This window comes from Pseudalgibacter alginicilyticus, assembly GCF_001310225.1.
GTDB lineage: Bacteria > Bacteroidota > Bacteroidia > Flavobacteriales > Flavobacteriaceae > Pseudalgibacter > Pseudalgibacter alginicilyticus.
On the sequence record NZ_CP012898.1, the window covers coordinates 2,896,037 to 2,910,510 of the forward strand.

Annotated in this window: 12 protein-coding genes; 3 read left to right on the forward strand and 9 right to left on the reverse strand. The window is 32.8% G+C overall.

The window, feature by feature from the left end; genetic code table 11:
• Positions 1 to 233 precede the first annotated feature (233 nt).
• Together APS56_RS11965 and APS56_RS11970 are read left to right on the forward strand one after the other, a co-directional pair.
• Positions 234 to 2,408, forward strand: coding sequence for a TonB-dependent receptor (locus APS56_RS11965; protein WP_054728436.1), 2,175 nt, complete (start codon positions 234 to 236; stop codon positions 2,406 to 2,408).
• A gap of 80 nt (positions 2,409 to 2,488) precedes the next feature.
• Positions 2,489 to 2,932, forward strand: coding sequence for a LexA family protein (locus APS56_RS11970; RefSeq protein WP_054728439.1), 444 nt, complete (start codon positions 2,489 to 2,491; stop codon positions 2,930 to 2,932).
• 124 nt (positions 2,933 to 3,056) lie between these two features.
• Here the strand turns inward: APS56_RS11970 and APS56_RS11975 are convergent, their stop codons facing one another.
• From APS56_RS11975 to APS56_RS12010, 8 genes are all read right to left on the reverse strand, one after another.
• Entirely contained in the window at positions 3,057 to 5,402 is a 2,346-nt protein-coding gene (locus APS56_RS11975; protein ID WP_082379340.1) for a penicillin acylase family protein, read from the reverse strand.
• A gap of 82 nt (positions 5,403 to 5,484) precedes the next feature.
• Positions 5,485 to 5,979: a hypothetical protein gene (locus APS56_RS11980; RefSeq protein ID WP_157757662.1), complete on the reverse strand. Its 495-nt coding sequence runs from the start codon at positions 5,977 to 5,979 to the stop codon at positions 5,485 to 5,487.
• A 30-nt stretch (positions 5,980 to 6,009) separates the two neighbouring features.
• A complete protein-coding gene (locus APS56_RS11985) occupies positions 6,010 to 7,806 on the reverse strand; it encodes a PepSY-associated TM helix domain-containing protein (protein ID WP_054728445.1) in 1,797 nt (598 codons plus the stop codon).
• Positions 7,806 to 8,090, reverse strand: a complete 285-nt coding sequence (locus tag APS56_RS11990; RefSeq protein WP_157757663.1) for a hypothetical protein — start codon at positions 8,088 to 8,090, stop codon at positions 7,806 to 7,808. Before APS56_RS11990 ends, APS56_RS11985 begins: the two co-directional genes overlap by 1 nt.
• Positions 8,091 to 8,095: 5 nt before the next feature.
• Positions 8,096 to 8,431 carry a hypothetical protein gene (locus APS56_RS11995; RefSeq protein WP_054728449.1) on the reverse strand — a complete coding sequence of 112 codons (336 nt, stop codon included), beginning with the start codon at positions 8,429 to 8,431 and terminating at the stop codon, positions 8,096 to 8,098.
• A 14-nt stretch (positions 8,432 to 8,445) separates the two neighbouring features.
• Positions 8,446 to 9,174 (reverse strand): hypothetical protein, encoded by a 729-nt coding sequence (locus APS56_RS12000; protein WP_054728451.1) that lies wholly within the window; start codon positions 9,172 to 9,174, stop codon positions 8,446 to 8,448.
• A 55-nt stretch (positions 9,175 to 9,229) separates the two neighbouring features.
• Entirely contained in the window at positions 9,230 to 10,534 is a 1,305-nt protein-coding gene (locus tag APS56_RS12005; RefSeq protein ID WP_157757664.1) for a hypothetical protein, read from the reverse strand.
• Positions 10,535 to 10,561: 27 nt separating this feature from the next.
• On the reverse strand, positions 10,562 to 13,000 hold the full coding sequence (locus APS56_RS12010) for a TonB-dependent receptor (RefSeq protein ID WP_054728457.1): 2,439 nt from the start codon (positions 12,998 to 13,000) through the stop codon (positions 10,562 to 10,564).
• 163 nt (positions 13,001 to 13,163) lie between these two features.
• Between APS56_RS12010 and APS56_RS12015 the strand changes: the two genes are divergently transcribed.
• On the forward strand, positions 13,164 to 14,036 hold the full coding sequence (locus APS56_RS12015; protein ID WP_157757665.1) for a helix-turn-helix domain-containing protein: 873 nt from the start codon (positions 13,164 to 13,166) through the stop codon (positions 14,034 to 14,036).
• 118 nt (positions 14,037 to 14,154) lie between these two features.
• On the opposite strand, the gene APS56_RS12020 is transcribed toward APS56_RS12015, so the two are convergent.
• A complete protein-coding gene (locus tag APS56_RS12020; protein ID WP_054728462.1) occupies positions 14,155 to 14,448 on the reverse strand; it encodes a FoF1 ATP synthase subunit delta/epsilon in 294 nt (97 codons plus the stop codon).
• Between the last annotated feature and the right edge of the window lie 26 nt (positions 14,449 to 14,474).

Genomic DNA, 14,474 nt, shown 5'->3' on the forward strand with positions numbered 1-14,474 from the left:
GTTTAGGAAACGAGCATAAAGAAAATGTCCAGTGGACATTTTTAGCGAGTGCGATAAGGTCATCAATGTTGGTTTTTTACTTCTGAATCTGATGATGTTTTAATTAACCAAATGAAGATTCGAATTAAAATCAATGTTTTTCAATATCGAACAAGCTGAATGCTCAAAAAAATCATTTATTAACAATAAAGAATAATTACCTCTTTTTATTCGATTATAAATTCATAATCGACATGAAAAACATTTTTCTTTTTTTAACACTATTGGTGTTATCAGTCTGTGCAAACGCACAAAAAATTCAACAACAAGATTCAACAAACATTGAAACACTGGACGAAGTTTTAGTAAATGCTGTTCGGGTGAATGCAGATTCGCCAATAACGCATTCAAATGTTACAAAGGAGCAATTGTCTAAACGCAATTTAGGGCAGGATCTTCCTGTTTTGTTAAGTTATTTACCTTCAGTTGTTACCACTAGTGATGCTGGAGCAGGTATTGGTTATACTGGAATTAGAGTAAGAGGTGTTAGCGGCGGTTCTACCAATGTTACCATTAACGGAATTCCTTATAACGATGCCGAAAGTTTAGGTGCATTCTGGGTAAATTTACAAGACTTTTCTTCTTCCATTGAAAATTTACAAGTGCAGCGTGGGGTAGGTACATCTACCAATGGTTCGGGTGCATTTGGAGCCAGTATTAACATCTTAACAGATGCTGTAAATAATGATGCTTCGGCGTCAATATCTACTAGTTTTGGAAGTTTTAATACTTTAAGAAACAACGTAAAATTTAGTACTGGTTTGCTAAATGATAAAGTTGAAATTTCGGGTCGCTTATCTAAAATCAAATCAGATGGCTTTATTGATAGAGCAAGTTCAGATTTGAAATCTTATTTTTTACAAGCATCTTATAAAGATAGTAACCGACTTATTAAAGCCATAACATTTGGAGGAACAGAAGTTACTTATCAGGCTTGGTACGGTGTTGATGTTTTTACAATTGATACCGATAGAACAATCAATATTGCAGGTACCCAAATGGATGACGCAGGAAATGTTACGGGGTACTATGATAATCAAGTAGATGATTATAAACAAGATCATTATCAGTTACATTGGAATGAACGCTTTAACAATAGATTGTCTTTAAACGTAGGTTTAAATTACACTTACGGAAGAGGGTTTTATGAAGAATATGTAGATGATTATTTTTATCAAAATGTTTTCTTTTCTGATGACTCAAAATTTTCGTTCTTAGGATTAAATCCAATAACTGTAGATGGAAATGCTGTAGAAAGCATGGATTATGCACGTAGAAAATGGTTAGATAATGATTACTACGTGGCAAATGCTAGTTTAAATTATAAATACAATAAGTTGGATTTAATTGCTGGGGGCTCATTCAATTTATATGAAGGCGATCATTTTGGAGAAATAATTTGGGCGCAATATGCTGTAGATATAAATAAAGACCATCGTTATTATTTTGCTCAATCTCGTAAAACGGATGCCAGCGGTTTTGCTAAAGCAACCTATCAACTCAATGATAAATTTAGTTTGTATGGAGATGTACAGTACAGACATATAGATTATAAAACTTCAGGAATGGCCTCTGACCGTACTCCGTTTGAGGTAGATAAATCGTATAATTTCATTAATCCAAAAGTTGGAATTAGCGTCAATCTTAATAATCAGAATAATTTATACGCATCGTATGCCAGAGCCAATAGAGAGCCAAGTAGAAACGATTTTGAAAATGGTCCAGATGTTAAGCCAGAACAACTTAACGATTTTGAATTAGGATATAGATATAATACTAAAAATTTGAAATTTAATGCTAATGGGTATTTTATGTATTACAATGATCAGTTGGTACTAACAGGAGCTATTGATGATGTTGGAGCACCTATTAGAGCTAATGCTGGAGAAGGGTACAGAGCAGGAATCGAACTTGAGGGGTATTTAGTATTAAGTGATAAAGTTTCTTTACAAGCCAATGCTACTTTAAGTAAAAATAGAAACTTAAACAAAGGTCAATTTTTAAATGGCGAAGCTTTAGGAGAAACAGAAATAGCTTATTCTCCAAGTGTTGTAAACAGTACAGCTATTAATTATGCACCTGTTAAAAATTTGCAATTATCACTTATTAATAAATATGTTGGTAAACAGCTTATGAATAATATTGGAGATAAAGATTCTAAAATAGATGCTTATAATACGCTGGATTTCAATGTTAATTATGAATTGAAACCGAAAGTCATTTTTAAATCCATTTTAATAAATGGTATTATAAATAACATAGCAGGCGTTGAGTATAACTCTAATGGTTTTGACTATGGTGGTGGATATTACGTGTATTACCCACAGGCAACCACAAACTTTTTAATGGGAGTTACCTTAAAATTTTAGAAATATTGTTTTTTATGAATATAAAGAAGAATCTTTAGTAACTTTATGCCAAAGAGATTCTTCTTATATTCATAAAAAAAATGATACTACACAAATCGAACAGTTTAACGTTTTTTACGCCTAAAGAAAGCAATAGTTTAGGAGCTATTTTTTTGGACACAGGTATTTCTGCAGGGTTTCCTTCTCCTGCTGAAGACTTTAAGGAAGAGCGCTTATCGTTAGATAAAGAACTTGTTAAAAATAAAGAAGCTACTTTTTATGCCCGTGTAAGCGGTCAATCTATGATTGGAGCAGGATTGGATGATAACGATTTGTTGGTTATTGATAGAAGTTTAGAGCCTTCAAACAATAAAATAGCAGTTTGTTTTTTGGATGGAGAGTTTACCGTTAAGCGGTTAAAAGTTGATAACAATGAAGTTTGGTTACAACCAGAAAATCCTAATTATCCTATTATAAAAATCACAGAAGATAATGATTTTATTATTTGGGGTATTGTAACCAATGTAATTAAAAAAGTATATTAACATTTAGTAAAATAAGGTATAAAAAAAGCGAAGCTATGAAAGCTTCGCTTTTTTATTTAATTACAAGTTAACATGATTTATTTGATAATAGGATTTTCAAATTTTGTATATAAAAAAAGAATATTTACTTGCTCATGCTAAGATTTAGTGTTTCGATAATACGAGCATCATCTAAATCTTTTTTTGTAAAAGGTACTCTGTAAAGTTCTTTGTTAGAGAACATTTTTAGCTGTGTTGATCGCCCTTTATAAGCCTCATTATCACTTTGACCATGGCTTAGAAGAACTTTAGGGTTTATTTGTTCATCTTTCCAATCTATTAATTGTACATAGGCCGTCCCAAACAAAATATAAGGAAAACCTTGAGCCGTTAAAGGAGCAGGCATTTCTCCGTTAAGAATACCTTCTTGATAAGACCCTCCGTGTAAAGAAACTTGTGTTTCTCCTACTCTTTGGTACAAAACATTACCCCAAGGCACATCTGCTGCAAAACCAAAATTTGCCAATTCTTTTACAGATGCCGCGAGGGCTTCTACTACGTTTGGCGCATTTTCTGCTGTTATATTTATTTCTGAATCTATTTCTGGATTATCACTTTTACTTGATATAATGATGCCCATTTTTATAATTTTTTTCCAGAATAGATGAAACAACAAAGCGCCTTTGCTGTCTGAATTGTTTTTTCTATCCCAATTATTAAGCACACTAAAACCTTTTTTTGCAACGCTAGAAGATAAATCGTCCTCTAGTGTAAGAATCGTATCAAGAAAAGTTTCTGCAGCGTAATTTCGATTATCAAAAAGAACGGATAATGCTTCCTCTGGTGTAACCTTTCCGTCATTACTTATTTCGTTCATACGGCGTGCCGACATAATTAATCTAGGGTCATACCTTAAACCAGCCGCTTTCTTTTTACCAATACTTTTCTCTGCTTTATGTTGACCAAATACTGAAGGATAATCTTCTTGAGGAGCTCCATATACTGAATATTTATAACTATTGTTTGTATTATGAATAATTCCTTTTGAAATGATGTTTGGGTAAAATGAAGGATTTGCTAATAGTGGCCTGTTATTGGCATCTCTAAAAGATGCTTCACGAGTTGTTCCATCTAACACATTAAATGCTGCTTGACTATTAGCTATGTGGTATTTTTCCATTTCTTCATCTGTTATAGGAGGTACATTGCCCGCAATTACATAACCAACCTCACCAAAACGATCTGCTACAAGTAATTGAGATAGAATACCGCGATTATTTTCTACAGCGTTTATAAAATCAGGAGTAGATTTTGATTGTGCAATGGCTAGAAATTGATCTAACCCTTTAGCATTTTTCTCACCAGGATTAGTAATGGCATACCAACCAGCAGGTTTTCCTTTGCGTTCTGGTAATTTGTAAAGTATACCTAATTCAGACTCAATAAATTTGAATGTTTGGGTTTTAACTTTGCCGTCTTCTTTAAGTGTCTTTACTGGGACAGAACGAATTTCTAATGATTTTTGTTTACCATCCATAAAATATGTGGGAGCTATGGCAGATTCTTTTACTTGCATTGCCTGTAAAACATAGGGGGTTACCGTAGCTGCATCTAAAATTGTCCAAGCTACATCTGCGTTATATCCAGTCATTGGAAAGGGTATGCCTAAAAACGAAGCTCCTGCAACATCAAGCTCTCCAGGTATGGTTAAATGGTATTGATGCATGTATATACGCTGCTGATGTGGTGTTCGTTTCCAAGCAGAATGCGGATTGCTTAGCATGATGGCACTATTAGTTTGTGTAACATCGCTTCCGTAAACCCAACCATTACTACCAAAGCCTCCTTCTACGACAACTTCTTGTGTGTGGAGGGTATTATTAGATACATAGGCATTTTTTTTGCCTTGCCACGCTTGAGAAGAAGCAATAATATGTGGGCCAATATCTATAAGTTCTTTCTGTACACCAAATCGCATTGCAGACCTAATGACATCAGTTTCTTTAAACGTAATGACTCTGCCTTCTTCACAAAGTTGGTTACGTTCATCTTCAGGCATAGAATTAATATAATAGTTAATACCTGCTACGTACCCTTTTATATATGCTCTGGTTTTTTTATCTAACTTTTCTAACTCTTCTAAAACCCATTCTTCAGGAATTCTAATTTTAAACAATAGATCTGAATTAAGATTGGTTGTTCTTAAAAATCCGATGGTAGCAATACGATCTGCACCATAATGTAAAGAACGTTCACCACGCAAGGTAATTACTTGGCCTGAAATTTCACAAATACGATCTTTTGCATGCGCATAGCCATACCCATACCCCAGACTCTTATAGTTAGTAGCTTTAATATGAGGAACCTCATTGGCTGTCCACTTAATTTCTACTTGATTTAATTTTTCCTCAGTAGAGCAACTTACTATTGAGATGAATAGACCAATTAAAATAGTTTTATAGATTGTTCGTATCTTATCTTGATTAATCATTTTTTCAATTTTTATTTGGTGATATATATACTTAGCGCTAATAACAAATCAATTATATCACAATTGTTTAAAGCCATAAGCTTCAAATTAATTTACGCCATTTGTTAAGGAATACAATTAAAGCCACATTAATGCCTGCTACAAAGAGCAACAATAACACTTGCGTAAAATTGTTGGCTCCCAAAGCAATTTGTTCGCCTGCGTGAGCAAAGTTTAATAAGACAAAGAGAATGGCATATATAAACGCGAGCCATTTAAACCACGTTTTAGTATATAATGCAGAAACAAAACCAAAGATTAACGGCAAAACCAGCACTAAGAGATTCTTTATACGTAACACATTTTTCATATTATTTTTGGAATTATCTTTAATATTTATAGGCTTTTCTACTTTAGTATTAGAGCTTTTTTGTTGATTTTTCTTCTTTTTAATTTGTGCTGTTTTCGCTTGCTGTTCTGTGTTTACAGATTCTGAAGGTTTAAAATGAATAGCTTCTATATTTTCTAAAACCATATGAACGCATAGCGCAAGAGTTAAAAAAAGCCATGCTGTTACTATTTTCTGTTGTAAATTCATCTTTTTTAATTGTTATACTATTTAATTTTATTAAGCGCCCGTTGTGTTAACAGGTTTTAAAGGGCGGTGAGTCTTCTTTTTTCTTTTAGAAACTAAACGTTTTGCAAAACCAGCGACTAAGAGGCTAACTATTCCTACAAGTAACCAAGCCAGATCTACAAAAAAGGAATCTGTAAGTCCTTTTTGTAATGAATACCAAAACCAATGTCCTGTGGTTAATCCGTTACAAACGGGAATTGCTATTCCTAATACACCACCTATAAAAAGTGCGTGTTTATTTATGGTATGTAAATCTTTAATCCAATAGGCATAAAGCGTATAACTAAACCAGAATATATAAAAGCTTTGTTCCATGATACTAAAACGTGCTGGAGATTCAGGAATAACTTTAGACAAACAGAAGAAATAAGCTATTGCAGGAAAAAGTCCCATACAATTCCCAATAAAGAGCGCGCCTACATTGCGGTTAAATTTGTGTTTTTTGGCATATTTTTTATTGTCTCTCACCTCTAACCAAATCATTACCCCAGAGAGAATTACAAAACAGGTGAGTAAAGAAAGTAGAAAATAAATTAGTTTTAAAAAATACCCTCCGTAAGTAGCAAAGTGAAGTTTTCTAAAGGTTTCTAACGAAGTTGCTAAATCATAATTTGGAGCATCAATGGCTTTTTTATTAAGTATAGCTCCATTACTTAAGTCATACATAATAAAGCCATTTCCGTAAAAATTCTTTCCTACATTATCCCTGAAACTCATAATAAAACGAGCATTTTCATCTCCGTAATTTAAAATCTTAGCAGTAAGTGAGTACTGATTACCTAATTGCAATTCTTTTTTAGTGTTTAATGCTAAAGTATTTAGGTTGGCCTGATTTTTAGTGGGAATACCGGCTTTTTCAACACTTACAAATGCTGGAGCTACATCGGCAATGAACTTTTTTTGATCACCACCATAGACTACTAAAGTATTTAAGAGTATAAAAAGCGAAGCAAGACCAAAAAAGGCTCCAGTAACGGCGAATATAAATTGAAAAGGAAGGCCTATAACACCTAATGCGGTATGCGCATCTGTCCATAAAAGTTTAAGCGAATTTTTTAAGCGAAATGTGAAAAAATTATCTACAATCTTTTTCCAGTGTACAATCACTCCAGTAACTATTGCCACCAAAAAAAATAAAGATACAAACCCCGATAGATATACCCCAATAACCGGAAGTTGATCAAAGTAGTGTAAGTGGTATATAAACGTACCTAGTTCTTGCGGTTTTCCGCGACCTCGTCTAGGTGTGTCATTTTTTGGTCGGTTTTTAAGAGGTTTATAAGTCACCAAATCTAATACCATAGCGATATTACCCTTAGGATTGAAACCCGATTGTTTAGCAGTATGTTTAGCCGTTACAGAAGTCTGTTTCTCTTGCGATTCATCTGATTGGTTTTTAGTGTTTAAGGAATCTTTTTCTTTCGAATTTACTTTGTTTTCAACTTTTTCTTCAGCTTCTTGCCCGCCGCTTGCTTTAGGTTTTCCTACACGAGAAGTTATACTCAAATAATCTTCTCCTTCAATCGTTTTAATTGAAAAATCAAAATTACGATCCTGCATATTATAGCCAGCGTTCTTTACCGTTTCTAATGCTTTTTCGTAATTAATCTCGTAGGCTTTATGACCTATTTCTTGGCTAAGATGGTTCTTTTCCCAGTTATTAATATTCTTATAGAACAAGGCTATTCCACCTGCAAAAAAACAGATAAACAGTGCTATTGTTATTACAATTCCGCTAACGGTATGAACGTTGAAGAATACGTTATAATTTCTTTTGTCTTTTACCATTAATGTAAACTTAAGTATATAGCTAAAGCCGATAGTATGATAATAGAAAGAAGTATAGCCCAAGCAACCCAAGGTTTTTTAACCCAGTAGACTACAATTATTAAGAAGCCCCACAGTACAAAAACACTGTACACTGATGTAGCTACAATTGCGGTTTGCCAAATGTAAGAAGCTAACGCTAAATGAAAACCAAAAGAAGCTAACAGTGAGCCTAGTATAGAAGCTACGACTTTACTGGTTTGCGCCCAACCAGATTGCATGAGGTATTTTTTATTTGCTGGCATAAATTTTAATATATACATAAACAGGTTTCTACTCCTATTACTAATAGTAGTAAGCCCCACAAATGAATTGCTTTAACTTTTTGAAAAGGCGTAAAAAGAGTAATAAGGCTGGCGAACAGTGTCCATAACATGATATTCACTAATATTCCAGTAGTAAACCCAAATAAAGAGACCATTATTATAGTAGAAAGTAAGTAAAACATAAGGGCTAACCCACGGGCAGCCCGCCTGTTTTTACTAAGTTTTTCATGTATTCCTGTTTTTGCAAATTCAACACGATGTGCTGCTGTATACAGACACCATACCGATATAAAATTTAATACTATTAAAAGGCTATACATAATTTATACACTTTTTACTCTATTACAAAGCGACTTGTTGCAATATGATATACCGTATTATAGACCTCTCCATTTTTAGATCCATTAGTTTTTTCAATAATCATCATTTGAGTAGTATAGGTTCCTTTTTCAAAATCAGAAATATTAAAAGATTCTGGTGTTCCGTTTACTTGAAGCCGTTGACCATTTGGAGTTATAATGGTGGTCATGAATTTAGTATTCTCTTTATTCTTAAAAGTATAATTCAAAGATTCTCCCTTACGTCCCTTTTTAATTTGCGCATACACTCCCATAGGTACATAATCAAGCACGTTAATTGGTTTTTCTTTAGCGTCTACTTCACCTACTTCAACCAATGAAGTAGCATAAAATATTGGGATGAAAGCATGCTTTTTACCAGGTTCCATTACGGCTAAATCGGTACTTTCAAGAATAACAAAGTAGTTACCCAGTTCTTTTGGAGTAAAGCTAGCTCCATAATAATCTGGTTTTATAGTAGTAGTTAAAGCTGTTTTTATTCCTGATGGACTTATCACATATAAGGTAAAATCTTTTACCATTGCCCATTCTTCTCCGTTAGTAGGTTCTGGAGTATCATTAGGTTCAGAGAAATATACTTTAACTTCTTGAGGTTGGTTAATTTTTCCATTTCTTTTAGTCTCTACCCAATAACCATGAGCCAATGCAACTTGACCTATTAGCAAGACGGACAGAAAACCTATTATTTTTGATATCTTTTTCATATTATTAGAGTTTAAGCCCTACAAAATCAATTGAATCATAGGGCATTTTATAATTTTATTGAATTTCCAAATATCCCAAGGCTCTTGGGTAAGTGTCGGTTACGCTAAAAACTTCTTCAGCAGCTGTACCATCAGAATTAAGCAGATAATAACCTCCTTTAGCATTGTCTGGATCCTTAAATTGATAATACACTTCACCGTTCATAGAATATAAGTTTCCATCGGCGTGCCCAAAATTAGTAGCTGGTGCATCAATAATCGTCGCAGCTCTAGTTTGTTTGTCAATTATATAAGGGTAGTAAATGTTAGAAAGCAGATTAGAAAAATCGTCAAGAATAACATCTTTAGAGCAGTTTACGTACAACGTACCATCGCTATCGAGAGCCATTGACCATACAACATAGTTATCACTACTTGCACCACCTTGAATATCTGCTCCTTTAAGAACCCAATCTTGATCAAAATCTAAATCATCATATTCTATTTTAAACACACAGGCACGTGGGCTTCCATAACTTGGATCTAAGTAAGTGTTTCGACCTGCAAAAAGGGCGTGTGTAGACATATAAATATCGCCGTCTTCATCTACTAAACTTGCACTAAACTCTGTAGTAGATCCATGACCTTGATCAAAAATAGCTGCTGTATGTCTTATTTTCTTTTCTACCTCGTTAGTCTCTGTGTTTATGATTAACATAGTAAATTTAGGTATATAAACTCCTTCAGGAGCTACACCATCATCTTCGATAACAGCATATTCAACATTTACAAATAACTTTTCTTTTGAAATTATCATAGTTTTTGTGCCTACTGCTATTTCATAAATATCTAGTTCATTACCAAAAATTTCATCAGCTATTGTAAGCTCACCAGTACGTGCCATAGTAGTAGGATTAAAAGTACCTATGGTTCTATCGCCATCTGCAGAATCGTAATAATAACCATGTGTGTCGTCTAAAATAGCATAATTAGGTGAGGTCTCTGTACTTATAAACCCATCTAAATCTAATGTTCCAGATTCATTCATACTGTACCTTACAATGCCTGTTTCACCTGTAAATTTTTTCTTTTTAAATGCCCATTTGTCCTTATAAGTATTAAAACGCCCATAAGAATTTACTTGTGTAGTTCCTGTAGAAGCATTTTCAATTTCACCAGTAGGTAAGGCATCATAGACAGACATATAGGCTACATCTCCACCTACAGCTCTTTCTGAAGACATTATAATGTAACGCCCGTTAGCTTCTTCTTCTGGCTCATTAGCATCTGCAATCACTCCCGAATCGTCATCAGAACAAGAAAACAAGAAGAGTGACATTAGTAGTAAACCTATTTTTGAAAAGTTTATAGTATTCATCATTTTAAATTTAGTATTTAGGATTAAAAATTATTTAGGGTTAAAATCAATTGTGTATGTTAATTTCATATGAAAACTTCGACCAGCATTCTGTATTTTAAAATTGTCAAAAACCAGTTGATCAAAAAGATTTTTCACTTCAAATCCAATTGAAAACTGTTTTTCTTTGTTAGGTAACCATACAAAACCTACAGTATGCATGTTTTGCTTTGGAATATATAATTCTGTATTTGTAAGTCCAGATTTGCCAAATAATCCTAAAAAACCATCAGCTTCAAGATCTTTAGGTATCTTGTTTAAATAATAAGGATGTATATAGGAGTAATACCAATATGCTTTTAACTTATCTTTTCTTCTTAATATCTTTTCAAAATTGGCAGAAGCACTCAAATTACTAAAAAAGAAAGGTATGTTTTGCACACGTGCGTCATCTAGCAAATTAGTTTCACCTTCTTGGTGGCCTTTTTGTCTAAAACTTTGGTAAGTTAAATTGCCTGTGATATCAAAATGCTTTAAAAAAGAGTAGGTGGAGTTAAGTTCAATTCCGTAACCTCTAACTTTTTCTAAGTTTTCGTATACAGAACTAATAGCTGTAACAGAGGTTGTACTAGCAATCATATTTGTACTATATCTATAAAATAGATTGGTACCCGTAGAAAGGTTTTTGTTATTTGTAATATCAACGCTAATATTAGCATTTAAACTTTGCTCAGGCTTTAACCCTAAGTTTGCGATACTGGTACTGCCATTTCCGAAAATTTCCGACTGTGTAGGTAATCGTGTGGCTTGCTCTAATGAAATTCTCGTTTTTATATTATTATTAATTTTGTAACGTAAAGAATTACCAAATCCAAAGTTTGAAATGTTAGCACCTACTTCTTCTGCACTTACAAGACCAGTAACATCATCGACAGATCTACCGCTTGATTTGGAGTAGTAGTATTTAAATTGCAAGCTGTTTTGTATTCGATTATTAAATAAACGACTGTCTAACGCTAAGCCAGAAACAAATTTGTCATAATTTGCAGGGAGACTTATTAACTGTACCGGGTTTTCGCCTTCTGTATATTCTCCATAAGGATTGCTACCTTCTTGACTATAGGAGTTATACACTGCATTTATGGTTAAACTATTTTTATCATTTATAGTGTACTTAAAAGTTGTTCTAGATACCATATTGTATCTGTCTAGGGTAGTAAAATCAGGTGAACCCAACTCGCCAGGCTCTTGACTTTCGTTGTTAGTAGTAAATTTCCCTAACCAATCGTAACTCCCATTTAGTGTGTCTACAGAAATGCGTTTAACTTTACTATGGGTTAAAAATTGATCAACAAGTAACTTTTTTTTAAGTAAGCTTTTTTTATAGCGAATAGTAGGTACAAAATCACCTATTTGTTCGTTGTATGAAGCACCAACGGGATACTGCATAAGTTGACCAAACTGATTTTCACGATGAAACTTAAAATTAGTTACAGACAATTTAAGCTCATCTGCCCAGCTTCTATTTTTAAAGCCTGCATAAACTTCTATATAATGTTGTCGAAACATATTGTGAAAAAGATCAACCTCAATCGGTATTTCATTTCGTGTATCTGGATCTACATAATTGACATTTGCTTCATAATTATTGTCTGAATAATTAATGAAAGACTCCAATCCTACAAATACATTATTCTTTTTGTTAGTAAGGTTTAAGTTTAAGGTTGCTCTATGTGTATTAAAAGAAGCAAGTTCATAAGAACTGCTTAATCTACTTCCTGGCTTATTAGCCGCAGACACCATGTTTACAGCGCCTCCAAGTGCGTCTGATCCTAATTCTGCTGGTAACACCCCCTTATAAACTTCTACCCGTTCAAGCGTATTAGTAGGCACAAAACCCACTCCATAAGCACCATCCAAATAATCCATAGGGATACCATCTTTAAAAACACGAATGGCATCGCCTTGAAAGCCATTGAGGTTTATTTTTACTGCAGACCCTAGCCCACCTGATTGACGAATTTTAATTCCCGTAGTGCGATTAACCAAATCTATAACAGAAGCCGATTCCATCTTAAATTTTTGAGTCTCTATTACTTCTATTTTAATAGGGTTGTCTCTTTTGATAGCTGCTTTTGTTTTTCCTTTTACAATTACCTCGTCTAAATTTTCATTTTTATTTAAAAGTTTTATATTAATTTCAAGTGGTTTATTTTGTTGAGTTAATATTGAAACTTCTTTAGTTTCAAAACCTAAATAATGTATTTGTAGTATTAATTTACCTATAGGTGCTTTTTCTATTTTAAACTTTCCTAAATCATTGGTTATCGCACCTGTATTTGTGTTTTTAATAACAACTGTTGCTCCAATTATAGGTTTGCCTTTTATATCGCTTATTATTCCAGAAACCACTACTTGTGCTTCTAAAGAGCTAACAAACAGTATTGTAAATATTAATAAAAAATAATTTTTTATTAATTTGGTGTTCATTTTGTACATTATATTTATTTAGTCTAAATAAAATTATAACTTTGAAGACAAAACTATAATTTTATTTTAGTAGCTAATTAACGTGATACGCATTTTGTCCTACGCAAATGAGCATCACGTTAATTGTGTATTATTAGAAGAAAATTTAATTATTTTGGAAAAGATGAATACTCCTATTAATAAATCTATTTTTTTAGATGATGTAAGAATATTTGTAAGAGATTTAAAAGTAATGCCTCCTTTAGAGTATGATATAAAGCATAGTTTTCCTTTTATTAAATTACATTTTGTTACGTATGGAAAAATACATTATGAGCCCAAACAGGGCATTGGTGTCCCAGTTACTATAGAAGGTGGACAATATAATTTTTTTTATTTACCAGAAGTTGAAGGGGAGTTACGAATAACTTCAAAACGAATAACTTCCATTGACATAGAGTTTGATTACGCTTTTTTTAGAAGAATGTTTAAATTGGATTTTTACAATACATCTGGTGCTTTTGGTGAAGCAATAAAAGAAAATATTGCTTTTAAGATGTGGAATAACAGTTCAGAAATCGATGTTTTTCTTAAGAGTAAAATAAGCGAAATTATTGTAAGCTCTAATAAAACTAATGTAGATACAGTTAATTTAGAGCATATCTTAAAGGAGATACTTTTATATCTATTCAATAAAATGAATACAAATGGGGAAAAACTAGTTAGCTCCCTTTCTAAAGTTGAATTAGATAGAGTTATTCAAGCAGAAAGTATACTACTAAAAAATATTAAAAAAGCAATTACTATTGATGAATTAGCAGCATTAGTAGGTACCAACCGACACAAATTAAATCGTAATTTTAGGAGGGTGCATAATGAACCTGTTTTTTCATATTTTACACGTCTTCGTATGGAGAAAGCTAGATGTATGCTCAGACAAAAGGATAGAAATATTTCTGAAGTCGCATATGAGGTTGGATATAAAAACCCTCAACATTTTACTTCTGCGTTTAAAAGGTTTTATGGCTATGTGCCAAGTTCTCTGTTGAAAATCTAAGTATATTTTTTGAAGCGTTATTGTTGGTAATTTTCTTCTAAACTGTTTTGTTTTAATATAATACAAAAAAATGCGAAGGGGAAAGCTTCGCATTTTTTATATTCTATAAATGAGATGTTTAATCAGCTAAAATAATAGCCTTATTATCTTTCATTTCTAACGTACCAGAGTTAATTTTTAATGTTAATACTTTGTTATCCTCATTATGAGGAATTACTTTTGAATGTAAAGTATCAAACGATAAATGGTTTTGTGTATGTGTATGAATTTTAATTACACCTTCTTTTAGCGAAGAAACAATTGCAGCGTGATTGTTTAACATTTGAAATTCGCCATTCACACCTGGAACAGTAACAGAATCTACTTCACTGCTAAATAATGTGGCTTCTGGTGATACAATTTCTAAATACATATTTTTAAAATTGATAATTGTCAATT

What these genes read in the sequence shown, in the direction of transcription:
- APS56_RS11965 (WP_054728436.1), top strand. Translation starts at nt 234, where the DNA reads ATGAAAAACATTTTTCTTTTTTTAACACTATTGGTGTTATCAGTCTGT.
- APS56_RS11970 (WP_054728439.1), top strand. Translation starts at nt 2,489, where the DNA reads ATGATACTACACAAATCGAACAGTTTAACGTTTTTTACGCCTAAAGAA.
- APS56_RS11975 (WP_082379340.1), bottom strand. Translation starts at nt 5,402, where the DNA reads ATGATTAATCAAGATAAGATACGAACAATCTATAAAACTATTTTAATT.
- APS56_RS11980 (WP_157757662.1), bottom strand. Translation starts at nt 5,979, where the DNA reads ATGAATTTACAACAGAAAATAGTAACAGCATGGCTTTTTTTAACTCTT.
- APS56_RS11985 (WP_054728445.1), bottom strand. Translation starts at nt 7,806, where the DNA reads ATGGTAAAAGACAAAAGAAATTATAACGTATTCTTCAACGTTCATACC.
- APS56_RS11990 (WP_157757663.1), bottom strand. Translation starts at nt 8,090, where the DNA reads ATGCCAGCAAATAAAAAATACCTCATGCAATCTGGTTGGGCGCAAACC.
- APS56_RS11995 (WP_054728449.1), bottom strand. Translation starts at nt 8,431, where the DNA reads ATGTATAGCCTTTTAATAGTATTAAATTTTATATCGGTATGGTGTCTG.
- APS56_RS12000 (WP_054728451.1), bottom strand. Translation starts at nt 9,174, where the DNA reads ATGAAAAAGATATCAAAAATAATAGGTTTTCTGTCCGTCTTGCTAATA.
- APS56_RS12005 (WP_157757664.1), bottom strand. Translation starts at nt 10,534, where the DNA reads ATGATGAATACTATAAACTTTTCAAAAATAGGTTTACTACTAATGTCA.
- APS56_RS12010 (WP_054728457.1), bottom strand. Translation starts at nt 13,000, where the DNA reads ATGAACACCAAATTAATAAAAAATTATTTTTTATTAATATTTACAATA.
- APS56_RS12015 (WP_157757665.1), top strand. Translation starts at nt 13,164, where the DNA reads ATGAATACTCCTATTAATAAATCTATTTTTTTAGATGATGTAAGAATA.
- APS56_RS12020 (WP_054728462.1), bottom strand. Translation starts at nt 14,448, where the DNA reads ATGTATTTAGAAATTGTATCACCAGAAGCCACATTATTTAGCAGTGAA.